Origin of the sequence: Rummeliibacillus pycnus (genome assembly GCF_050459865.1) — a bacterium.
Classification (GTDB): domain Bacteria; phylum Bacillota; class Bacilli; order Bacillales_A; family Planococcaceae; genus Rummeliibacillus; species Rummeliibacillus pycnus_B.
Genome location: NZ_JBCMNM010000018.1, coordinates 1 through 21,161 on the forward strand (window position 1 = coordinate 1; position 21,161 = coordinate 21,161).

22 protein-coding genes, 1 tRNA gene and 1 rRNA gene are annotated in these 21,161 nt (G+C 34.8%); 17 read left to right on the plus strand and 7 right to left on the minus strand.

Annotated elements, in window-relative coordinates; all coding sequences use genetic code 11:
- Nucleotides 1–161: 161 nt before the first annotated feature.
- Nucleotides 162–278, plus strand: a 5S ribosomal RNA gene (rrf, locus tag ABE048_RS04950).
- 95 nt (nt 279–373) lie between these two features.
- Here the strand turns inward: rrf and ABE048_RS04955 are convergent.
- On the minus strand, nt 374–1,009 hold the full coding sequence (locus tag ABE048_RS04955; protein ID WP_430309582.1) for a DUF4272 domain-containing protein: 636 nt from the start codon (nt 1,007–1,009) through the stop codon (nt 374–376).
- 384 nt (nt 1,010–1,393) lie between these two features.
- Between ABE048_RS04955 and ABE048_RS04960 the strand changes: the two genes are divergently transcribed.
- From ABE048_RS04960 to tsaD, 5 genes are all read left to right on the plus strand, one after another.
- Nucleotides 1,394–1,470, plus strand: a tRNA-Asp gene (locus ABE048_RS04960).
- A gap of 135 nt (nt 1,471–1,605) precedes the next feature.
- Entirely contained in the window at nt 1,606–2,058 is a 453-nt protein-coding gene (gene tsaE, locus ABE048_RS04965) for a tRNA (adenosine(37)-N6)-threonylcarbamoyltransferase complex ATPase subunit type 1 TsaE (protein ID WP_430309584.1), read from the plus strand.
- Nucleotides 2,055–2,759: a tRNA (adenosine(37)-N6)-threonylcarbamoyltransferase complex dimerization subunit type 1 TsaB gene (tsaB, locus tag ABE048_RS04970; protein WP_430309586.1), complete on the plus strand. Its 705-nt coding sequence runs from the start codon at nt 2,055–2,057 to the stop codon at nt 2,757–2,759. The genes tsaE and tsaB overlap by 4 nt, the downstream gene beginning before the upstream one ends.
- An 8-nt stretch (nt 2,760–2,767) precedes the next feature.
- Nucleotides 2,768–3,211: a ribosomal protein S18-alanine N-acetyltransferase gene (gene rimI / locus ABE048_RS04975; protein WP_430309587.1), complete on the plus strand. Its 444-nt coding sequence runs from the start codon at nt 2,768–2,770 to the stop codon at nt 3,209–3,211.
- Nucleotides 3,211–4,233, plus strand: coding sequence for a tRNA (adenosine(37)-N6)-threonylcarbamoyltransferase complex transferase subunit TsaD (gene tsaD, locus ABE048_RS04980; protein ID WP_430309589.1), 1,023 nt, complete (start codon nt 3,211–3,213; stop codon nt 4,231–4,233). The genes rimI and tsaD overlap by 1 nt, the downstream gene beginning before the upstream one ends.
- A 555-nt stretch (nt 4,234–4,788) precedes the next feature.
- Here the strand turns inward: tsaD and ABE048_RS04985 are convergent.
- A complete protein-coding gene (locus ABE048_RS04985; RefSeq protein ID WP_430309591.1) occupies nt 4,789–6,729 on the minus strand; it encodes an ABC-F family ATP-binding cassette domain-containing protein in 1,941 nt (646 codons plus the stop codon).
- A gap of 129 nt (nt 6,730–6,858) precedes the next feature.
- Here ABE048_RS04985 and ABE048_RS04990 point away from each other — a divergent pair, with 129 nt between their 5' ends.
- The 3 genes from ABE048_RS04990 (at nt 6,859) to tatC (ending at nt 8,591) form a co-directional block, all read left to right on the plus strand.
- Nucleotides 6,859–7,491 carry a redox-sensing transcriptional repressor Rex gene (locus tag ABE048_RS04990; RefSeq protein WP_430309592.1) on the plus strand — a complete coding sequence of 211 codons (633 nt, stop codon included), beginning with the start codon at nt 6,859–6,861 and terminating at the stop codon, nt 7,489–7,491.
- Between the two features lie 105 nt (nt 7,492–7,596).
- Nucleotides 7,597–7,791, plus strand: a complete 195-nt coding sequence (locus ABE048_RS04995) for a twin-arginine translocase TatA/TatE family subunit (RefSeq protein WP_430309593.1) — start codon at nt 7,597–7,599, stop codon at nt 7,789–7,791.
- A 17-nt stretch (nt 7,792–7,808) separates the two neighbouring features.
- A complete protein-coding gene (tatC, locus tag ABE048_RS05000) occupies nt 7,809–8,591 on the plus strand; it encodes a twin-arginine translocase subunit TatC (protein ID WP_430309594.1) in 783 nt (260 codons plus the stop codon).
- 120 nt (nt 8,592–8,711) lie between these two features.
- On the opposite strand, the gene ABE048_RS05005 is transcribed toward tatC, so the two are convergent.
- Nucleotides 8,712–9,428: a CPBP family intramembrane glutamic endopeptidase gene (locus tag ABE048_RS05005; RefSeq protein ID WP_430309596.1), complete on the minus strand. Its 717-nt coding sequence runs from the start codon at nt 9,426–9,428 to the stop codon at nt 8,712–8,714.
- A gap of 188 nt (nt 9,429–9,616) precedes the next feature.
- On the opposite strand from ABE048_RS05005, the gene groES reads away from it, so the two are divergent.
- The 4 genes from groES to ABE048_RS05025 all read left to right on the plus strand — a co-directional run bounded on the left by groES (nt 9,617) and on the right by ABE048_RS05025 (nt 14,610).
- Complete coding sequence (gene groES / locus ABE048_RS05010; protein WP_430309598.1) at nt 9,617–9,901, plus strand: co-chaperone GroES; 285 nt, start codon at nt 9,617–9,619, stop codon at nt 9,899–9,901.
- A 53-nt stretch (nt 9,902–9,954) separates the two neighbouring features.
- Entirely contained in the window at nt 9,955–11,586 is a 1,632-nt protein-coding gene (gene groL / locus ABE048_RS05015) for a chaperonin GroEL (RefSeq protein WP_430309599.1), read from the plus strand.
- An 867-nt stretch (nt 11,587–12,453) separates the two neighbouring features.
- The gene (locus ABE048_RS05020; RefSeq protein WP_430309601.1) at nt 12,454–13,635 is read left to right on the plus strand and encodes a NupC/NupG family nucleoside CNT transporter; all 1,182 of its coding nucleotides are present in this window, start codon (nt 12,454–12,456) and stop codon (nt 13,633–13,635) included.
- A 420-nt stretch (nt 13,636–14,055) separates the two neighbouring features.
- Nucleotides 14,056–14,610, plus strand: coding sequence for a hypothetical protein (locus ABE048_RS05025; protein WP_430309602.1), 555 nt, complete (start codon nt 14,056–14,058; stop codon nt 14,608–14,610).
- A gap of 182 nt (nt 14,611–14,792) precedes the next feature.
- On the opposite strand, the gene ABE048_RS05030 is transcribed toward ABE048_RS05025, so the two are convergent.
- Nucleotides 14,793–16,223: a PQQ-dependent sugar dehydrogenase gene (locus ABE048_RS05030; protein ID WP_430309603.1), complete on the minus strand. Its 1,431-nt coding sequence runs from the start codon at nt 16,221–16,223 to the stop codon at nt 14,793–14,795.
- A 311-nt stretch (nt 16,224–16,534) separates the two neighbouring features.
- Here ABE048_RS05030 and ABE048_RS05035 point away from each other — a divergent pair, with 311 nt between their 5' ends.
- From ABE048_RS05035 to ABE048_RS05050, 4 genes are all read left to right on the plus strand, one after another.
- Complete coding sequence (locus ABE048_RS05035) at nt 16,535–17,740, plus strand: EAL-associated domain-containing protein (RefSeq protein ID WP_430309604.1); 1,206 nt, start codon at nt 16,535–16,537, stop codon at nt 17,738–17,740.
- 250 nt (nt 17,741–17,990) lie between these two features.
- Nucleotides 17,991–18,326 (plus strand): DUF378 domain-containing protein, encoded by a 336-nt coding sequence (locus tag ABE048_RS05040; protein WP_430309606.1) that lies wholly within the window; start codon nt 17,991–17,993, stop codon nt 18,324–18,326.
- A 195-nt stretch (nt 18,327–18,521) separates the two neighbouring features.
- The gene (locus ABE048_RS05045; RefSeq protein WP_430309607.1) at nt 18,522–18,698 is read left to right on the plus strand and encodes an asparagine synthase; all 177 of its coding nucleotides are present in this window, start codon (nt 18,522–18,524) and stop codon (nt 18,696–18,698) included.
- A gap of 164 nt (nt 18,699–18,862) precedes the next feature.
- Nucleotides 18,863–19,285 (plus strand): pyridoxamine 5'-phosphate oxidase family protein, encoded by a 423-nt coding sequence (locus ABE048_RS05050; protein WP_430309609.1) that lies wholly within the window; start codon nt 18,863–18,865, stop codon nt 19,283–19,285.
- A gap of 205 nt (nt 19,286–19,490) precedes the next feature.
- Here ABE048_RS05050 and ABE048_RS05055 read toward each other — a convergent pair whose 3' ends face one another.
- The 3 genes from ABE048_RS05055 to ABE048_RS05065 form a co-directional block, all read right to left on the minus strand.
- Nucleotides 19,491–19,748 carry a DUF3243 domain-containing protein gene (locus ABE048_RS05055; protein ID WP_430309610.1) on the minus strand — a complete coding sequence of 86 codons (258 nt, stop codon included), beginning with the start codon at nt 19,746–19,748 and terminating at the stop codon, nt 19,491–19,493.
- A 140-nt stretch (nt 19,749–19,888) separates the two neighbouring features.
- Nucleotides 19,889–20,320, minus strand: coding sequence for a YugN family protein (locus ABE048_RS05060; protein WP_430309611.1), 432 nt, complete (start codon nt 20,318–20,320; stop codon nt 19,889–19,891).
- Between the two features lie 87 nt (nt 20,321–20,407).
- Complete coding sequence (locus tag ABE048_RS05065; RefSeq protein ID WP_430309612.1) at nt 20,408–21,076, minus strand: DUF421 domain-containing protein; 669 nt, start codon at nt 21,074–21,076, stop codon at nt 20,408–20,410.
- Nucleotides 21,077–21,161: the final 85 nt, after the last annotated feature.

The following is a 21,161-nucleotide window of genomic DNA, read 5'->3' on the forward strand; positions in this document are numbered from 1 at the left end:
TTTATCCAGTTTTGAAAGAATAATTCTTTCTATATTTGAGATTTTCAAGATGCGAGCAGTACGAGGAAACGAACGAGTGAGAACCGGAATGTACTTATGTACATGAGGATTCGAAAGAGTGAAGTTGACGAAGTAATGCGAAGTATATTGTAAATCGAAAGTCTAGTAATGATGGCAAAGAGGTCACACCTGTTCCCATGCCGAACACAGAAGTTAAGCTCTTTAGCGCCAATGGTAGTTGGGGGCTGTCCCCCTGCGAGAGTAGGACGTTGCTAGGCTTACTAAGGTACTGCTGATTTTATCAGTAGTACCTTTTTTTATAGAAAAAATGTTATAAATATAAAGGTTAATACAAATTCCTAATAAAACAGTATTATGTATTTGTTGATACGTCATCCCAGTCATCTTTCCCAATCAGCCAATTCAATGCATAATGTCTTTCCATGACAACTCCTGGATCTAGTTGGGGAGGAATTTCAAAGCTTTTCAGATGAGCTTCTCTTACAGCCCAGTGCATCCGATATACAATATCCAGTTCATCAAGTACTTCAGGAAGTGTTTTCAATTGGACTTTTGTAAGTAACTCTTCTTTCTTGAAACCTAAGATGGTTTCAAAGGTGAGGTCTACGTTGCAAAGATTCTTTGGGCTCCCCAAATCTGAGATTAATCCCAATGACCAAAGCAGCACCCATAAACTTTCAAGCTTCCAGGTGAAATTAATCTTATCCTGTTTCTTTGTAAATAGAGAAGATATAAATATTTGCTCCTTACGGGTGAAGAAAGCATCAGCGCCGTAGCGTTGTATAAACTCTTTTACTTTCTTTTTTGAGCCACCCATTGCCTTTCCTGAGACGATGGCAAGTGCAAATGCCCGATCGATAATTTCCTCTTTTGCTTTTAGGATAGCTTCTCTGTCGTCGAGTATTTCCGGCAGGTGAGCGTTAAGTGGTATACCCTGAGAATTAAGGATATTTTCCGACTGTAACTTTCTCTTAGTTGAATCTTTCATGATGCACTCCTTACTGTTCTTTATTCATCAGGGCTTATACAAGATGTTAAAATGGTTAAAGTAATTACCTTGTGATTTCTTCTTGTTGCTTCTATCTAATATCTTTGTAAAATAACCCTTTAGTTAAATTATAGGTTAAAAATATATTTAGGTAAATGTACTAAAAATGGTATTTAAATGTTATCGCTCGATAGGAATTCTGCTAGAAATAAGTGTTGGAAAGCCTAACGAAAATAGCGAAAACTGAATGAATTGAGATTACTATTAGATAATTATAATAAACTCAATAAAAAGTATTTAATATAAATTTCATAAGATATTTTTATATAAAAGTATTGTCATAATTTCATATATTTGATAGAATAAATCTTGTCTAAAATAAATGGTCCGGTAGTTCAGCTGGTTAGAATGCCTGCCTGTCACGCAGGAGGTCGCGGGTTCGAGTCCCGTCCGGACCGCCATTATTAATTTGAATGCAAACACAGCTAAAGAGGCTGTGTTATTTTTTTATGTCTCGATATTCAACTCGTTCACTTTGAACATTTTTAATGCTTTAGGTAAACTATAAGTAATGTGAATTTGAGAGGACGAAGACAATGACAATGGAAATAACCGTTGCTTCTTTAGAGGAAACAAACCAATTAGCGTTGGAACTAGCTAATTTACTAGAGGCACAGGATACAATTACTCTTGAGGGAGATCTTGGTGCTGGTAAGACAACTTTTACCCAAGGCTTAGCAAGAGGCCTAGGTATTACGAGAACAGTCAATAGCCCAACGTTCACTATTTTAAAGCAATATGAAGGGAGATTACCCTTTAATCATTTAGATGTATATCGTCTTGCAGATAGCGATGAAGATCTCGGATGGGATGAAATTTTCTATGGTGATGCAGTATCTGTTGTGGAATGGGCGCACTTAATAGAACAAGACCTTCCTTCAGATCGTTTAGCAATTGAAATACAACGAGTTGATGAAAATACAAGAAGATTTTTATTGAAACCAATCGGAAAGCGCTATGAACGATTGTGTGAGGAGTTAATGAAATGATCTGGTTAGGGATAGATACAGCAAATTCTCCTTTAGCTGTAGCCATTGTAAAAGATGGACAAATACTTACAGCTGAAGTAACGAATAATAAAGTAAATCATTCTGCAGGAGTAATGCCAGCGATTGAGTATATTTTTAAAAAAGTGAATATGTCTCCAAAAGATATTGATGCGATTGCAGTAAGTCAAGGACCTGGGTCATATACAGGTGTACGAATAGGTGTAACGATTGCAAAAACATTATCTTGGACTTTACAGAAGCCTTTAGTTGGTGTTTCTAGCTTACAAGTTTTAGCTGCTAATGCTCAGATGTACAAAGGTGTTATTTGTTCTTTAATAGATGCAAGACGCCAAAATGTATATGCTGCTGCATATGATGCAACAAAAGAATTCACTTCTATAGTAGAAGATGGGCATTATAGTATTGTAGGCTTGTTATCTCAACTGAAAGAATTAGAACAACCAGTGTTGTTTGTGGGCCATGATGTAGATAATTTCTGGGATTTAATTCAAGGAGAATTAGGTGACTATGCATTACGAGCACCTTATGCACTGGATCTTCCAAATGCAGCACAGCTTATTTATTTAGCGGAACAACAGGAGTTACCATCTTTAGAGGCTACGCATACTTTTGTCCCAACATATTGTCGTTTAGCCGAAGCTGAAGCAAACTGGTTGAAAGAACAGAAGGGTAAACAATAGGTGAGCCGATGATTAAGTATCGACAAATGACTATTGCAGATGTTGAGGCAGTACACGGTATTGAGGAAGCGGTTTTTGCTACACCTTGGACACTGGATGCCTTTTATCACGAAATGACGACCAATACACAAGCTACTTATGTTGTTGCTGTGGACGAAACAGATGCTATAATCGGCTTTTGTGGAATGTGGATTGTTTTAGATGAAAGTCAAATTACGAATGTAGCCGTACTTCCTGCTGGTAGAGGAAGAGGTACAGGAGAAGGCCTGATGCGTGAAGCAATACGCATTGCAAAGGAAAAAGGAGTTATCGTCATGAGTCTAGAAGTACGTGTAACAAATACTGTTGCACAAAACTTGTATCGAAAACTTGGATTCCAAGAAGGCGGAATTCGTAAAGGCTACTATACTGATAATCAAGAGGACGCTCTTGTCATGTGGGTGAATTTATAATGGAAAAAGATCTATATATATTAGGCATTGAAAGTAGTTGCGATGAAACGGCTGCTTCCATTGTAAAAAATGGACATGAGATTGTTTCCAATGTGGTTGCATCTCAAATAGAAAGTCATAAACGTTTTGGCGGTGTTGTACCTGAAATCGCTTCTCGTCATCACGTAGAGCAAGTTACAATTGTTATTGAGGAAGCATTACAACAAGCAAATATGAAGCCAGAAGATTTAGATGCAGTTTGTGTGACGGAAGGTCCTGGTCTTGTTGGTGCATTATTAATAGGTATTAATGCTGCTAAGGCATTTGCATTCGCAAATAATTTACCTTTAGTAGGTGTTCATCATATTGCAGGACATATTTATGCAAACGCATTAATTCAACCAATGGAATTTCCATTGTTAGCATTAGTTGTATCAGGTGGTCATACAGAGCTTGTTCTAATGAAGGCTGATGGATCATTTGAATTAATTGGAGAAACACGTGATGATGCAGCTGGGGAAGCTTATGATAAGGTGGCCCGTGTATTAAATATTCCTTATCCGGGTGGTCCACAAATTGATCGATTAGCACATGAAAGTGATGCTGCAGTTGAGTTTCCACGTGTTTGGTTAGAGCATGATTCATATGATTTTAGCTTTAGTGGATTAAAATCAGCTGTTATTAATTACAAACACAATGCAGATCAACGCGGGGAAGAAATTAACCCAATGCATGTTGCAAAAGGTTTCCAAGATAGTGTTGTAGAAGTATTAACTGCAAAGACTTTGCGGGCAGCACGTGAATTTAAGGTCAAACAAGTCATTGCGGCAGGTGGAGTTTCAGCAAATAAAGGATTACGTTCTTCATTAGAGGAATCCTTTAAAAAAGAAGGGATACCTTTCTATGTACCACCTTTAAAATTATGTACAGACAATGCAGCAATGATTGCAGCAGCGGGAACATCTATGTTCAAAGCTGGGAAGCGTAGTGATTTATCATTAAATGGTCGTCCAGGAATGGAGTTAGTTTCTTGGAATAGTTGAGTTATACAATGAAGGGGCTACCATAAAAGTGGATTTCAACACTTTTATGGTAGCCCCTTTATATTTGTTTAAATAAACTAAAGTTTAAGTTATCCAAAAGTTACGTATAGAATAACTCATCTGTTGACAGAATAATAAGAAAATTCATAAATAATCCACAATTTGTGGATAAAATGTGGATAAAGTGTGCGTTTTCAATATCTAGTGGTGAGTTTTACACATTTATATGTGCGTAACTATAAAAAAAACTGTGGATAATGTGGAAAAGTACAGTTGTTAGTTGAAATATAAGGGTGCTAATTGTGCATAAGTCTGTGGAAAGAAATTGCTTAAAAATTTATTATTGACCTATATATAGACAAGAAATCCCTATAAACGACAAAGGAATTGTCGAAAATTTACCTTTCGACAATTCCTTTAACAAAGCGATTTAATAGGGACTCTTTAATGTGAGTAATGCATAGGATAAAATCTTTTGGGAGTACTTTGATAAAGATAAAGAATTATCATAAATATGATATATACCTTATGATAACCTCAATTTTTTAATAAAAGTTAATCGAATTCTTCTAGTTGTTCGTTTAATTCGATCCATTCAAATTCAATTTCTTCGTGCTGTTCTTTAAGTTGATCTAGTTTAGTTTGAAGTACCATAACTTTTTCGTGATCTTGGAAGATTTCAGGATTACAAAGTTTTTCTTCTATTTCTTTAATTTGATTATCAAAATCAACAATAGATGCCTCAATATCTTCAATACGACGTCGTATCTTTCGTTCCTTTTTCTTTGCTTCTTTATCAATTTGTGTATTCTTTTGTTTTTTAACTACTGTTTCTTGGGCTTGTGGTAGTACTGAAAGCTTTTCTGCTGCAATTTCTTCGAGTTCTTGTTTCTTTTCAATAAAATAGTCATAATCACCAAGATATTCTGTAGTCCCATCATTGGATAGGTCAATTACTTTAGTAGCTATACGGTTGATAAAGTAGCGGTCATGTGAAACGAAAAGTAATGTACCTGGATAGTCAATCAGAGCATTTTCTAATACCTCTTTGCTATCTAAGTCCAAATGGTTTGTTGGTTCATCGAGAATAAGCAAGTTCGATTTTTGTAACATTAATTTGGCTAATGAAAGACGTGCTTTTTCACCACCAGATAAATCGTGTACAATCTTATCTACATCTTCACCTGAGAAGAGGAAGCGACCAAGTACTGTGCGAATATCTTTTTCACTCATTAATGGCCATTCATCCCAAAGTTCTTTTAAGACTGTTTTATTGCTCGTTAACTTAGCTAGTTCTTGATCGTAGTAGCCAATTTGTACATTCGTTCCATAATGAACATCGCCTGCAAGTGCTTTTTTATCTTTGACAATTGTTTTTAATAATGTAGATTTACCAACACCGTTTGGTCCGACAAGAGCAATGCGATCTTGTCGATACACACGCATTTGAATATTCTTTGAAATTTCTTTTCCTTCATAGCCAATTGATAGATCATTGATAGAGAGAACGTCATTTCCACTTTGGCGCTCTATACTGAAAGTGAAGGTAGCAGATTTTTCATCACCATCTGGTGCGTCCATCCAATCCGTTTTTTCAAGGATTTTACGTCGACTTTGTGCCATTTTTGTAGTAGAAGCACGAACAATATTCTTTTGGATAAAAGCTTCAAGCTTCGCCTTTTCTCCCTGTTGTTTTTCAAATAATTTGCGGTCTCGTTCATAGTTCTTTGCTTTCTGATCTAAATAATTACTATAGTTGCCTGTGAATTTTGTGACATGATGACGAGAAACTTCATATACAATCGAAACAACTTGGTCCAAGAAATAGCGGTCATGTGATACGATTAGTACAGCGCCATCATAATTCTTTAAGAAGTTTTCAAGCCAGCTTAATGTTTCAATATCTAGGTGGTTAGTAGGTTCATCGAGAATGAGCAGTTCAGGTTTGCTTAATAGTAACTTAGCAAGTGCTAGACGGGTTCTTTGACCACCTGATAATGAAGAGATTTTCTGGTCATAACTTTCTGGATAAAATTGCATACCGTGTAGAATTGAGCGTGTGTCAGCTTCATATTGATAGCCACCTTGCTCTTTAAAGTCGTGTTGAAGCTGATCATATTCAGCCATAATTTTCGCATATGCTTCTTTATTTTCGTAAATTGTTGGATCAGCCATTTGTTGTTCTAGTTTTCGAAGTTTGAGTTCTTGTTTTTTAAATGGTTCGAAAATCGTCATCATTTCTTCCCAGATCGTAAGTGTAGATTCTAGTCCTGCATGTTGGTCTAGATAACCTGAACGAATATCTTTTGGCATGATGATATCACCAGAATCGTACGATAGCTGCCCTGCAATTATTTTTAATAGTGTTGATTTACCTGCACCATTACGACCTACGAGTGCTACACGATCTCGGTGTTGTACTTCAAGTTTAACGCCGCTTAAAATTTCATCGGCAATATAGGATTTATATAATTGATTGACCTGTAAAACGATCATATTAGACACCTCAGTTCAATCCTAGTTTATAGGAAGATACTTATGTGTGCAACGTAGAATAGCTTTACATATAGTCAATCGTCATGTAAGATTGAAAACGATTCCGGAATGATTGCAGGAGGAAACATTGTGAAAGCTACTACTAATAATATTCCACAAGCTACAACAAAAAGGCTTCCTCTCTACTATCGCTTCATTATAAGTTTTGCAGAAGCTGGACAAGAAAGAGTATCTTCGAAGGAACTAAGTGAAGCAATGAAGATCGATTCAGCGACTATTCGACGTGATTTTTCACATTTTGGAGCCCTTGGTAAAAAGGGATATGGATATGATGTACAATATTTACTTAATGTTTTTAGACATATATTAGATCAAGATGAACGAATGAATGTAGCGATAATCGGAGTAGGGAACCTTGGAAGTGCTTTGCTAAAGTATAATTTTCAAAAAAATCATAATATGAAAATTGTTGTAGCGTTTGATACAAGTGGTACCTCAGAAGGTACATATATAAATGATATTCCAGTTTTTCAACCTGATCTATTAGAGGAGAAATTTGCAGAATATAATGCAGAGCTACCGATATTAACTGTACCAGCACGTTCAGCACAGTTTATGACAGACCGTCTAGTGGATATGGGTGTGAAAGGTATATTAAACTTTACGCCTGTTCGATTAAACGTCCCAGATAATATTCGAGTGCATACAATCGATTTAACAATTGAGTTACAAACTTTAAGTTATTTTATGCGTAACGATTAGTTGTGACTTAAAATATTCACAAATGTAGTTACTAATAGAAATAGCCAAAAATATTTTTATAGGTTAAAATTAAAATAAGAACACATTTATGAGGAGGTGCCTTAAATGGGAATTAGTGCTGGAACTGCAGTAATCCTTGGGATTGTTGCCATCCTAATTTTCGGACCGAAGAAATTACCTGAGCTTGGTAAAGCAATGGGTTCTACTCTCCGTGAATTCAAACATGCTACAAAAGGATTAGCAGATGATGATGATACTCCTAAAAAGGAATCTGAATCTACAAAATCTGAAGATAAATAAGTTAGGATGTTAGTTGAATGAATAATACTGAACTAACTATAGTGGAACATATAGAAGAATTAAGAAAGCGGCTAATTATTGTTGCCGTTTTCTTTGTGATTGCTGTGATAGGCAGTTTCTTTTTAGCGGAACCATTAATCCATTTCTTACAACAAAGCAGTGAAGCAAAAGAATTACAGCTCCATTCATTTAAGATAACTGATCCTGTAAACATCTACTTTCAAGTGATTTTTGTACTAGCAATTGTAATGACATCACCTGTCATCTTATATCAATTTTGGGCTTTTATTAGTCCGGGTTTATATGCTAAGGAGCGCGGAGCAACATTAAGGTATATTCCATACATTGTACTTTTATTCGTTGGCGGTGTCATGTTCTCTTACGAAGTATTGTTTCCATACATGATTAAATTCATGGCAGATATGTCTGCTCAGTTAGATGTAGAGCAAACTATTGGAATTAATGAATATTTCCAATTTTTAATACAAATCACACTGCCTTTTGGGATTGTTTTTGAATTACCTATAGTAGTGTTATTTTTAACCCGTTTAGGGATTATAACACCACAAATGTTATCGAAAGTTCGTAAATATGCATACTTTATCTTGTTAGTTGTTTCAGATATTATTACACCAACAGATGTTATGTCACTATTTATAGTGTCTATTCCACTTTGTTTTTTATATGAGATTAGTATTATTATCTCTCGAATTGGTTATCGGAAATATCTGAAAGCTGAGCAAAAACGTCAAATGGAACTTTCAGCAAGTTCAATAGAAGAAAATCCTTCTACCAATTAGGTAGAAGGATTTTTTGATTATCTGGAGAATAATATATTAGCTTACTTTCTTGTATAGCTATCCGAGGATCAAAGGATTTACCCATCGATCGTCGTATTTAAATAAGAGCGCTTCACTTTATTATTGGTATTGTTCTAAAAATTTTTTAATAGGTTCTTGGTATAATTGGATGATCGTTACGAAACCATTGAGCATCATATGAGCAATGATAGATGTAATAATTCGTTTCGTTTTGTGATAAAGGAATGCGAATATAAAGCCTGAGATTGCATATATTATGATGTGCGGCAAATCTAGGTGAATAAGCGCAAAAACGATTGAACTAACTAGAGCTGCAACAAAGAAATTAGTAGTTTGTACGAGTGAACCAAATATTACGCGGCGGAATACAATCTCTTCTAGAATTGGTCCGATGAATACAATTGCAATTATAGCAATTGGGGCAATATCCGCTATTGATACAAGGTTAGCAGTGTTCTGAGATCCTTGATGAATCCCTAAACTACTTTCAATCATTGAACCAATAGATTGACCAATAAATACCATAAAGAAACCCGTAATCCCCCATAAAATAGAGGAAGGAAGGGAAGCTTTACTACCTTTATAAATCTTCCAAAAGTTTTGATCACGGGAAATTAAAATAAGGAAGGCTATAAGAGCAATCCCCATACTAATAAAAATGTACCAACCTTGGGTAGTTAAAATCAGCTCGTGTTTACTCATTTCCGGATTACGTCCTTGGATAAAGCGGAAAAAAGGTCGTAAAAATAGGAAAGAGGACAGCTGCATTACAATATAAGCTAATAAAATATATAACGCTGTTTTTTTGGATTTCAATATCAGAACCCTCTCTAATTACTTGATTTATTTCATTGTAAAATATATACGAATAAAAACAAAATTTTTTACGCTTCTCACTTGCAAAAAGAATTAGAATTCATTAATATAATAGTTGTGTTAGCACTCAATACAGAGGAGTGCTAATAATATATAAATTCACTCACAATTCTAGGAGGTTGTTTCAATTGTTAAAACCATTAGGCGATCGTATTATTATCGAAGTTGTCGAAGTTGAAGAAAAATCTGCATTCGGCATCGTACTACCAGACTCTGCAAAAGAGAAACCTCAAGAAGGTAAAGTTGTTGCAGTTGGTACTGGATTCTTAACTGATGGTGGTAATGTGGTTCCACTTAATGTTAGTGAAGGGGACAACATCATCTTCTCTAAATATTCAGGAACAGAAGTTAAATTCGAAGGTAAAGAATACTTAATCCTGCGTGAATCAGACGTTCTAGCAATCGTTGAATAATAATTAGACTGTTAATGAAAAAAGATAGATAAAATATTAGGAGGTTTTTCAAAATGGCAAAAGATATTCGTTTTAGTGAAGACGCTCGTAGCGCTATGTTAAAAGGTGTGGACAAACTAGCTAACGCTGTAAAAGTAACATTAGGACCTAAAGGACGTAACGTCGTTCTTGAAAAAAAATTCGGTTCTCCATTAATTACTAATGATGGTGTGACAATTGCTAAAGAAATCGAATTAGAAGATCCATACGAAAACATGGGTGCAAAACTAGTTTCAGAAGTTGCATCAAAAACAAACGAAATCGCTGGTGACGGTACTACTACTGCAACTGTATTAGCTCAAGCAATGATTCGTGAAGGCTTGAAAAACGTTACAGCTGGTGCTAACCCAGTAGGTATTCGTAAAGGTATTGACAAAGCTGTTGTTGCTGCCATTACTGAATTACAAACAATTTCTAAACCAGTAGAAAACAAAGAAGCAATTGCTCAAGTAGCAGCAATCTCTGCAGCTGATGATGAAGTAGGCGAACTAATTGCGGAAGCAATGGAACGCGTAGGTAATGATGGAGTTATCACAATCGAAGAATCTAAAGGATTCACTACAGAACTAGATGTAGTAGAAGGTATGCAATTCGATCGTGGTTACCAATCACACTACATGGTATCTGATACAGATAAAATGGAAGCTGTTTTGGACAATCCATACATCTTAATCACTGACAAAAAAATCTCTAACATCCAAGAAATCTTACCAGTTCTTGAACAAGTTGTTCAACAAGGTAAGCCATTATTAATCATTGCTGAAGATGTAGAAGGTGAAGCACTAGCTACATTAGTAGTAAACAAACTTCGTGGTACATTCAATGCAGTAGCTGTTAAAGCTCCTGGCTTTGGTGATCGTCGTAAAGCAATGTTAGAGGATATCGCTATCTTAACTGGTGGTCAAGTAATTACTGAAGACATCGGTTTAGATTTAAAACAAACTACAATCGATATGCTTGGTCATGCTGGTAAAGTAGTTGTTACAAAAGACCATACTACAGTTGTTGAAGGATCAGGTAACTCTGATGTTATTGAAGCTCGTGTTGCACAAATTCGTGCTCAATACGAAGATTCAACATCTGAATTCGATAAAGAAAAATTACAAGAACGCCTTGCTAAACTTGCAGGTGGCGTAGCAGTAATCAAAGTTGGTGCTGCAACTGAAACAGAATTAAAAGAACGTAAATTACGTATTGAAGATGCTCTTAACTCAACTCGTGCAGCAGTAGAAGAAGGTATTGTTGCTGGTGGTGGTGTAGCTTTAGTTAACGTATATAACAAAGTTGCAGAAGTTGGCGCTGCTGAAACTGGCGATATTGCAACAGGTGTTAAAATCGTTCTACGTGCACTTGAAGAACCAGTTCGTCAAATCGCAGACAACGCAGGTCTTGAAGGTTCAATCATCGTTGACCGCTTAAAACGCGAAAAAGTTGGCACAGGTTTCAACGCTGCTAACGGTGAATGGGTAAACATGATCGAAACTGGTATCGTTGACCCAACTAAAGTAACTCGTTCAGCTCTTCAAAACGCTGCATCTGTAGCAGCTCTATTCTTAACTACAGAAGCAGTAGTGGCTGATATCCCAGAACCAGCAGCACCAATGGGTGGTATGCCTGACATGGGCGGAATGGGCGGTATGATGTAGGGCCAACAGGATGTTGGTCACTCGGACGTTGCGACACGATGTCGCGCTTTTAGTCCGAGAACTACTATGTCGAACCCTTGATGTATAAGGGTTTGAATGTAATGTGAAAGTGAAATGCTAACATTTTGCTAACATAAAGGATTATAATTGAGGCTTCTCATTAGTTGTGAAAACTTTTGGGAAGCTTCTTTTTTTATTTCTTTTGTCACGTGGAGATAGACATTCTTGGTGATTTGATTATCTGAATGGCCAAGTCTATTCATGATTTGGCTACGAGTTCATCAGCCAACACGAATTCCTGTATAGGATAGGATAAGGAACATCAAGTAATCTAGCGATAATCCTCCATTCTTAGCGGTTTTTAAGAACAGTGCATGTTCTTCCTTTTCCAAATATTTAGGAACTTCTTCTTCCTCAAGTTGATGGTTTTTTTATCTTTTTTAAGATAGGCAAACTTGCTTGGGTCCTTCTTGATAAGCTCTAACTCCAATACTTTTCGAAAAATCATCCTCCCAGTTCGCTGTATTCCTTCCTTTGTACTATCAGAATATCCTTGGTCTTTTAAAATGGTTTTTTTTCTAGAAATGTCTTTAAGTTTTAGTTGTGCAAAATAGGGCATACTGTATTTGTCGTACTCGTATGACTTCTAGCATAATTTTTTTCTATTTACTATTGAATTGCTAGTAAAAAAACTGTTATAGTAGTGAGAATGTTTGTCTGACGTCTGACTACTTATTTTCTTGTTAAGATATCTATGGCTGTTCTTCAAGTTTTGATATTGGTACATAATAAACGAAAGAAAATGGCTTTGTAGTTTTGGTTATCAAACTCAGAAAAAAATTATCATATATATTTATGGAGGAACTTATGAGATACTTAATAGCTTTTTGTGGATTGCTACTTGTTTTTGGTTTAGCTCTGTTAATGAGTAAAAACAAAAAAGAAATAAAATATAAGAATATAATTATGATGTTAATCATCCAATTTTTATTGGCAACATTGCTGCTAAATACAAAGTTCGGTTATGATTTAATCAAAGGAATAACAAATATATTTGATCATTTATTGTCTAATGCAAATAAGGGCGTAACATTTGTTTTTGGTGGTTTAGCGAATAAAGGAGAGTATTCCTTCTTTCTAAATGTATTATTACCGATTGTCTTTATATCAGTATTGATAGGGATCTTACAGCATTTTAAAATTCTCCCTTTCCTCATGAAATGGATAGGTTTACTTTTAAGTAAAGTGAGTGGTATGGGGAAATTGGAATCATATAATGCTGTTGCTTCTGCAATGGTAGGTCAATCTGAAGTATTCATTACGGTAAAAAAACAATTAGATAAGATTACACCGCAGCGAATGTATACATTATGCGCATCAGCAATGTCGACCGTTTCTATGTCAGTTGTTGGAGCATATATGACTATGATTGAGCCAAAATATGTTGTAACGGCGATTGTATTGAATCTGTTTGGTGGATTTATTATTGTCTCAATCATTAATCCCTATACAGTAGAAGAAAGCGAAGATATCTTAACGATTGAAGATGAGCATAAGCAAACTTTCTTTCAAATGGTTGGAGAATACATCATGGATGGATTTAAAGTAGCCATCATTGTTGGAGCTATGCTTATCGGTTTCGTAGCATTAATGGATTTAATCAATTCACTATTTGAAATGGTTATCGGTATATCTTTCCAAGAAATATTGGGATATATCTTTGCACCAATAGCTTTCCTAATGGGTGTACCATGGGCAGAAGCTATTTCTGCCGGAGGAATTATGGCAACCAAATTAGTAACGAATGAATTTGTTGCAATGATGAGCCTTGGAGAAGTAGCTAAGTCTATGAGTGCACATACACTGGGCATTATTTCTGTATTTCTTGTATCCTTTGCAAACTTTTCATCTATCGGTATTATTTCCGGCGCAGTAAAAGCGTTGAATGCAAAGCAAGGGGATGTAGTTGCTCGTTTTGGCTTAAAGTTGTTGTATGGGGCCACACTTGTTAGTATCTTAACGGCTATAATTGTTGGTTTGGTTATTTAATTTTAAATAAAGTAGCAGTTGTTGATATAACGTTTGAACTGCACCCCGATAGTTAGACACATCTATGGGGGTGCAGTTTTTTTATGACTAAAATGAGTGTTTTTTGCACTTCATGGATGGCTAGAGGCACAGTTTACCAAATATCATTACAGTTGTTTTATTTACGACATATACTATAAAGTATTACATTTTCTTTTAGAAATACTTCATCGGAAGAACACCAAATTTATTTAGGTATTTTTTTATGTACTAAATGGTGTGTCAGTTAAGTATTGAAAAAAGGTTATTTAAAAAAATTTATTAGATATTAATAGTTAAAATACTATTTTTATAAGAAGTTCTGATGAAAAAAGAAACTTTTTTTGTTGGAGGACGTAGCGTTGTATTGTATCTAAAAAACGTTTTGAATGAGGTGGACCGATGCGTTTTTTAAAACCAATTTCAGATGATGTTAGATTTGCCCAATTAGAATTTCGCAAACATACAAAAGCGAAGAGGCTTGTTTTAGGATGCTTTCTCGCCTGCATAGCTACTGTACTTCAAGCAACAGGTGGCTTTTTACTAGGAATCGGATATTTTATCAGCCCATTTGCCACTTTACCCATTCTGATTGGTGCTATGTTTTCCCTTCAGATGGGAGTGATGTCTTATTTTCTTACCATCCTGTTGCTATTCATTCTGTTTCCAAGTGAACTAGTGGTTTTTCCTTTTACAACAGGGTTGTTAGGGATTGGTATAGGCGCAGCTTTTTCCTTTTTCAAGAAGAGATTAAGCATTATTTCTCTTGGTGCCATTCTTTTAACAATAGGAATTATGAATCTACTTTATGTTTTCCACTTTCCCGTTCTTGGTCCAGCCGTATCCGATTCGTTTTCATTTCTTATAGCAGGAAGTATATTTTTATTTTCTTTCCTTTATAGCTGGTTATGGGTTGAGATAGCTTTATTCTTTTTAAAAAAATTAAAGACCATTTAACTAAGTGACTCTCCAAATCACATACAAATGTTTCGGATGAAATCAAGGTGTTCGGCTTTTAATTATCCGAAAAAATAAACAAACAAGGGAGCATGATTGCTCTCTTGTTTGTTTAATATTTCGATTCAATTAAATCCAAAAAGGAGATTTATCGGTATTAAGTCGAATCTTATAGTGATGAATTATGGAACAATTTCCAAAATAGTACCTAGGTTAAAATCATTTACTTTCATAGAGCCATAAACCCCTAAATATAGTCTGGTTTGATCCAGATTCGTTCCCAAAGTAACATAATAAGCTGATTGAGACCCAAAATCATAGTCGGTTTCAATAATACTAAAATCATTTAGTTTACAATCTGTTCTTACATTGGTATAAGCTAAAACCCCTCTAATTGGAGGCTCCGATTCTTCATTCCTGGCAAGATCGATAAACACAACATTTCCCGTTAAATTGGGGATTCCATTCCCCATATAAGCTTGCACTCCTGTTAGTGCAGTTCCTCCAAACTTATCGGGCCTTTGATCTTTATGAAAATAACTAGTTAAAGGCTGAAGACGCCTGAATGAAGTTTTTACTGCTTCATTGTAATAAGCAACTATTTCCTCATCCAAAGTAGGATTTTTAGTGCACTCCCTAATAATCGAAGTAGGAAAAGCACCTTCCCACCCTCGCCAGCCAAAGTTAATAAATCCATCTTGGTCAGGTTCAGATTTCATTAAAGAAGCTTGAATAAGCTGAGTAACCGGTATTGGTTTATAATGAACAAATGAAAAAATTGACTCTACCAAATCCTGCCCAACATTTCCCACATATTTAATATACTGATTATAAAACCTTTGAAATGAAATGCCTGATATATTGCGTACCCCTTTGGCAATTACCGTAAGCGTTTCCTGAATAGGTACGGGAAGTTCATTAAAGCGTGTGACTACAGGTGGATTATAGATAAATATATTTTTATCTACATCAATTTCAATAATTTTACCGGCAATTTCCATGTCATCCTGGCTTAAGTTGAATGGATCATAGCCCGATCCACCGTCTCCGGTTGTTAAAACAAGTTTTCCTGTTTCAGGTGAAAAGTTTAAGCTATTGACACCATTATGATTAAAAAATGGTCTTCTTATGTTAAGTAATGTCCGTCTTTTTTGAGGTTGACCATTCGGTTGTAAAATCCATTCTTCAACTGTATCAATATGATCATATTGAGTTTCTCTATTTATCCATTTTAAGTTTAAAGTTGTGGGATCACACGGGTTAGGTTTAAAAGGTTTAGGAAGAGCACCCGGACCTTGTGTTCCAGCTACTGAATAATGAAGATAAAACAGACCGTTATAATAAAACAGGGGATGAAACGCTAGTCCTAGCAATCCCCGTTCATCATATCCACTTCCCGAAACACCCTGTTCAGAGGTACCTAGTTTTAAGATTTGCGGGCGAATATCTAAAAAAGTATTTATAACTCCATTTCCTATGTAAAAGATTTCTCCTACCTGAGTCGCAATAAATAATCTTTCGATTGAGTCACCCGGAAGTATTGCTGTTTTCAAAACAGTAGGTAAATTTATCTTACTTACAATGGGCCGTAAACTAACCTTAACTTTTCTCAACTAACTTTACACTCCTTCTACCTGTTTTCTTTTTCAAGAATATGATTAGAACTGTTCTATTAGTACCTAATTAGGGCCGGGGAATCTAACAAGGCATTCTAATTTTGTAAATCAAGCAATAGGAACGTAAAGGGTATTAAGTTCAATAAGAAACTCAGTGAAGCTAAATAAAAAAACAGGCTGAATTTGAGAGGTGATTGTTTTTTTAAAATAATTTTCACCAAAAGTCAAAGTATAAAAAATGTGTCAGTGTCTGGTACTGAAATGTAAGATATAATAAAGGTAGCATGTTAGAATGGGGGACCAAACTGATGGACGTTCTTGAACTACTCGATCGATTAGATGAGATTGAACTATTATTTGAACCAATTTTTAGTGCAGATGAGCATGAGATTGTGGCTTACCAAGTAATTGGTCAACTAATGAAAGATGATCAAAATTTCAACATTGTTGAATTTACATATGATGAAACGGTTCCGGCTGATATTCGTGCAGAAGTCGAATTATTAATGATTAAACAGGCGCTAAAAATATCAACAGATGAATTGCAAGAAACGAATCTTTACATACCATGTAATCCGAATTTGTTGATGATGGACTTTGGCGAAGCGTATTTTAAATTGTTAACAGATCTAGTGGATGAAAGTCTTTTATCTCATGTTTATTTAGAAATTCCAATGCAAAAATTTAATGGGGATATCAATCAACTACGTCACCCAATTAACTATATTAAAACATATGGAGTAAAAACAGTATTAGCTAATATTGGTCCAGATAGTAAGTTGGATCAGATGTTATTTTTAGAACCCTCCGTATTAATAATGGAAGTAAATGGTCTTGGTTACGATGCTTGGGGGACTCAAAATCATATGTTCACAACCATTCAGGCTCTCGCTGTCAAAATGGGTGCGGAATTAATGTTTGATAAAATCAAAACAAGCTATCAGCTGCACTATGCGTGGAAAAATGGAGCACGATATTTTAAAGGTTCCTATTTAGAAGAGCCATCCAAACAATTTATTGCTCGTGACGCATTAAAGACACGCTTCCGTAGCGAATGCCAGCAATTTATATCGACGGAGAAAAAAGTATTAGAGTTAAAGTACGAAGAAATGAATAAGCTTCAAAAGAATATTATAGCAATGGTAAAACAAATAAATCCTACAAGTGTAAATGTCGAAAGTCTTATTAAACTAGGTGAAAAACTAGAGGATTATGCTTTTAGACTATATATTTGTAACGACGAAGGCTTTCAAACTTCTCCTAATATTGTGAGACTAAATAGTGAGTGGATTATAGAGGAAGAAGCGATCGGTAAAAACTGGAGCTGGCGACCTTACTTTCTATTGAATATTATAAAGCTGCGCAACAATTTAAAAGGCGATCTATCTAGTGTATATAGTGATATCCGAACAGGAGAACTAACTAGGACCTATTCTATGGCATTAAACAATCAGGAGTTTTTGTTTGTCGATATAACGTATAGTTACTTAATGCAACATAATATTGTGAATTAAAAAAGAAAAATTCAAGAGCTTAGGCGTGGCATCAAGTTTAATATTAAATTTATATTCGTCTAAAATTCCTTATCGATTTTAAAATTGATAAGGAATTTTTTTATATCTATTTTAGGCTTGTATTAAAAGTTTAATGTGCATGAAGATAAAATATATTTAATGGGAATATTCCTTCGCTTAGTATTAAAAATCTTATACTGCAAAAGATAAGGTGGCATCTTAACAACTAAATGAGGGAGGTGTAATATCCATGTCAGTACTAAATCGTATCGCATTATTTCTTGTTATTATAGGTGCTATTAACTGGGGGCTTATTGGGTTTTTTGGATTTGACTTTGTAACAGCAATGTTTGGAGGACAAACAGCCTTTTTTTCAAGAACTCTTTTTGGTCTTGTAGGTTTAAGTGGTTTAGTTTGTATACCCCTTTTGTTTGCTCCTCTGGAAGATGAAGAGTATGAAACAGATCGTGAATTTAGAAGAAATCCGGATTTGTCTACTGAATTTGGTGAGGAAGCCGATTTTACAAAAGTAAATAAAGATCGTGACAGAGACAAAGGTAAAGGAAAAGGCAAAGATAAAGATTAACACATATTGTTCTTGAAGCCATGCGAATGCATGGCTTTCTCTTTTCTTATATGGAAAAATAATTTATCAATTAAAATTTATACCTTTTCATAATTTTAACGAATTGTCCAGGCTAGGTAATATTAGTTAGTATTAAAGTGAACTAAATGCAAAAGATAAAATGGAATCTTAGCAATAAACGATAGGAGTGTTTTTATGAATAACGTACGTGAAGGATTAATCCCTGCAGTCCTCGGAACAGCTGTAACAACAACAGGTGTAGCATTACGGAACAATAAAAACATTAAACCGTTAATCAAAGGTTCGATTATTGGTTTTGGATTGGCACATATTGTATTAGGTGCAATCGATTTAGTCGAACATCGTCGCTAAAGATTTAAAGGGGAAGGAAAATTAACCTCCCCTTTATTATTCCTGAGAATAACTAGGTTTAAACTAGAAGGTACATAAAATCTAGAAGATAATTTCGGACCGTATAATTAACATATTTATGAGGAAAGTTAAGTTAGGCATAAATTAGAAAAGGAGTAAAAGCAATGAACAATCAAGATTTAAAAGAAAAAGTACTTAAAATTATTTCTGAGCATAAAAAGGGTGTTCTTTCATCGGTTGAAAATAATAAGCCTCATTCACGATATATGACGTTTTACAGTGAAAACTTAACGTTGTTTACACCAACGAAAATGGATACTGAGAAAATAGAAGAAATCGAAAAAAATCCGTCTGTTTCAGTATTACTAGGGTATGAAGATAAGGGACAGAGTGATGCTTATGTTGAAATTTCTGGTACGGCCACTATCAATAGATCTCAGGATTTAAAGGAGAAATTATGGGAAGAATCATTTAATCAATGGTTCGACGGTCCAGAAGATCCAAACTATGTGTTTATTCAGATACAGCCAGAAATTGTGCGTATTTTAAATGTCCATGGTGAACCAGCGGAAGAACTTGTTTTATAAAGTGAAACTTCACTGGAGATTCTGATTTACTAATGGCTCTTCTTTCCATTTATTCTGATGAAAAGAAGGGCCGTCACTATTATAGAAACTTGTACTGTAGAACTTGAAATACGTTTGATTACGTCGGACTATTTTTAAAAGTGACATTTAAAAACTCCGAATAGGTCACTTTTTAAGTGTACACTATTCGGAGTTAGTTCATTTCTTACTGAAGATTCTTATTTTGAACTAATTTAATGACACAACTCGCTAATGCTTCCTTTTCATTTTCCGAAGCAACGCCCCACATATCAGAAAGTACTCGCTGTTGTTCATTTTTTGGATCAACATTAGTTGCTAAGTACTCTCCGATTTGTACTGCTGCTTGTTGGATTACATTATTAGGCATACCGGCATGTTCAGCTTTATCTAAATTTTGCCCTAAGAATGAAGTCCAATTTTGCCAATTTTCCAAGATAGGCATATAAATCCCTCCTTTATAATTTAAGTATGTGTATTGTTCAAAACTATATGTACCAAATTTTTAAATGTTTTTTAATAAGTTACCGAAACCACTTCATGATAAGAAGTAGTTTCGGATTGCTATTCTATTACATCAGTTTTTCATGAAACTAATTCATCTTTCATTGATTTGAGTATATGTTCAATTTTCTCCTCGCCAGCTTTTACCCATCTGCTCTTATCTCTAATTTCCCCATCCTTATCTAAAGGATCTTGAAATTGACTCAGTCCAGCTGAGACAGTCATTAAGGAGTTTTCATCATAATCTAGCCCAAGATTTACAACATGTTTAATCACATAAGGTCTTCCGAATTGTATATATGCAGAATAATGATCTAATTCCCCATCTATCACTTTAAAAGGAATTCGAAGGTAAATGGTTTCCCCATCTTTGCGATAGAGAATTGAATCGAATTTTCCTTCATGGTATTCAAAATTAGAGCAGAAACTGCAGCCAAAGGGTTCGAATATATCTCGAATATAGCCAAATTCAGTTTTTATACCTTCGATACGTGATTCAAATTGTATCATCATTATTCACCTCTGTTTGAATTTATTGTTACTATTCTTAACAAAAAAATAAATATCAATCCAAACAATAAAATAATTTAACATAAGGCATTATAGCTTCTGAACAAAAATACCATCACCTTCTAGCCATTCAGCTAAAAAGACATCCTTATATTTTGAAATGTTATGTGTTGCTAATTGTTTTTTTAACCAAGTTTCATCAAAGCCAATATCCGTTAGTTCATCTTTTAAAACTTTGCCATCACGAATAAGGGTAACAGGAACGTGAACAGCTTTTTCAGGGAGAGTGAAATCCTCTTTTTTTGTTTTTTGATACTGTGATTTCTTCAAAATACTAAGTGAACCATTTGACTCTAAATAGCAATAGGCAACTTCACGTACTGAAAAGGTTTCATTTTGTCTAAGCATGCTTTGTAATTGGTTCAAATTCATACGGCATTTCTTTAATTCTTCTCGATCAATAACGCCATTTTTGATTAGTGCGCTAGGTTTCCCTAGAACAATACCTCGAAAAAATAAGAACTTTCTTTCCAGATATTCAACTATAAAAAGCATTAGTCCCCACAAGCTAATGGAATAGAGAATTTCTAAAACACTGACATGTTCTTCATATACAGCATTTCCTAAAAACTCTCCAATGACAATGGAGCCAATAAACGTAAAAGGTGTGATTTGATTGATAATTTTCCGTCCGACAAAACGGATAATGATAAATAAAATGATGAATCCTGCTAACAGTTTAAAGGTTATATACAACATTATTTATAATGAATCCCCTTATCTCTAATAAGTGTAGTTAATGAATCGATTTCAGAATGCAAAATTTTTCTGCATGATGTGGAAT

Excerpts from the sequence above, each read along its gene's own strand:
- ABE048_RS04955 (WP_430309582.1), bottom strand. The coding sequence starts at position 1,009 with ATGAAAGATTCAACTAAGAGAAAGTTACAGTCGGAAAATATCCTTAAT.
- tsaE (WP_430309584.1), top strand. The coding sequence starts at position 1,606 with ATGACAATGGAAATAACCGTTGCTTCTTTAGAGGAAACAAACCAATTA.
- tsaB (WP_430309586.1), top strand. The coding sequence starts at position 2,055 with ATGATCTGGTTAGGGATAGATACAGCAAATTCTCCTTTAGCTGTAGCC.
- rimI (WP_430309587.1), top strand. The coding sequence starts at position 2,768 with ATGATTAAGTATCGACAAATGACTATTGCAGATGTTGAGGCAGTACAC.
- tsaD (WP_430309589.1), top strand. The coding sequence starts at position 3,211 with ATGGAAAAAGATCTATATATATTAGGCATTGAAAGTAGTTGCGATGAA.
- ABE048_RS04985 (WP_430309591.1), bottom strand. The coding sequence starts at position 6,729 with ATGATCGTTTTACAGGTCAATCAATTATATAAATCCTATATTGCCGAT.
- ABE048_RS04995 (WP_430309593.1), top strand. The coding sequence starts at position 7,597 with ATGGGAATTAGTGCTGGAACTGCAGTAATCCTTGGGATTGTTGCCATC.
- tatC (WP_430309594.1), top strand. The coding sequence starts at position 7,809 with ATGAATAATACTGAACTAACTATAGTGGAACATATAGAAGAATTAAGA.
- groL (WP_430309599.1), top strand. The coding sequence starts at position 9,955 with ATGGCAAAAGATATTCGTTTTAGTGAAGACGCTCGTAGCGCTATGTTA.
- ABE048_RS05020 (WP_430309601.1), top strand. The coding sequence starts at position 12,454 with ATGAGATACTTAATAGCTTTTTGTGGATTGCTACTTGTTTTTGGTTTA.
- ABE048_RS05025 (WP_430309602.1), top strand. The coding sequence starts at position 14,056 with ATGCGTTTTTTAAAACCAATTTCAGATGATGTTAGATTTGCCCAATTA.
- ABE048_RS05035 (WP_430309604.1), top strand. The coding sequence starts at position 16,535 with ATGGACGTTCTTGAACTACTCGATCGATTAGATGAGATTGAACTATTA.
- ABE048_RS05040 (WP_430309606.1), top strand. The coding sequence starts at position 17,991 with ATGTCAGTACTAAATCGTATCGCATTATTTCTTGTTATTATAGGTGCT.
- ABE048_RS05045 (WP_430309607.1), top strand. The coding sequence starts at position 18,522 with ATGAATAACGTACGTGAAGGATTAATCCCTGCAGTCCTCGGAACAGCT.
- ABE048_RS05050 (WP_430309609.1), top strand. The coding sequence starts at position 18,863 with ATGAACAATCAAGATTTAAAAGAAAAAGTACTTAAAATTATTTCTGAG.
- ABE048_RS05055 (WP_430309610.1), bottom strand. The coding sequence starts at position 19,748 with ATGCCTATCTTGGAAAATTGGCAAAATTGGACTTCATTCTTAGGGCAA.
- ABE048_RS05060 (WP_430309611.1), bottom strand. The coding sequence starts at position 20,320 with ATGATGATACAATTTGAATCACGTATCGAAGGTATAAAAACTGAATTT.
- ABE048_RS05065 (WP_430309612.1), bottom strand. The coding sequence starts at position 21,076 with ATGTTGTATATAACCTTTAAACTGTTAGCAGGATTCATCATTTTATTT.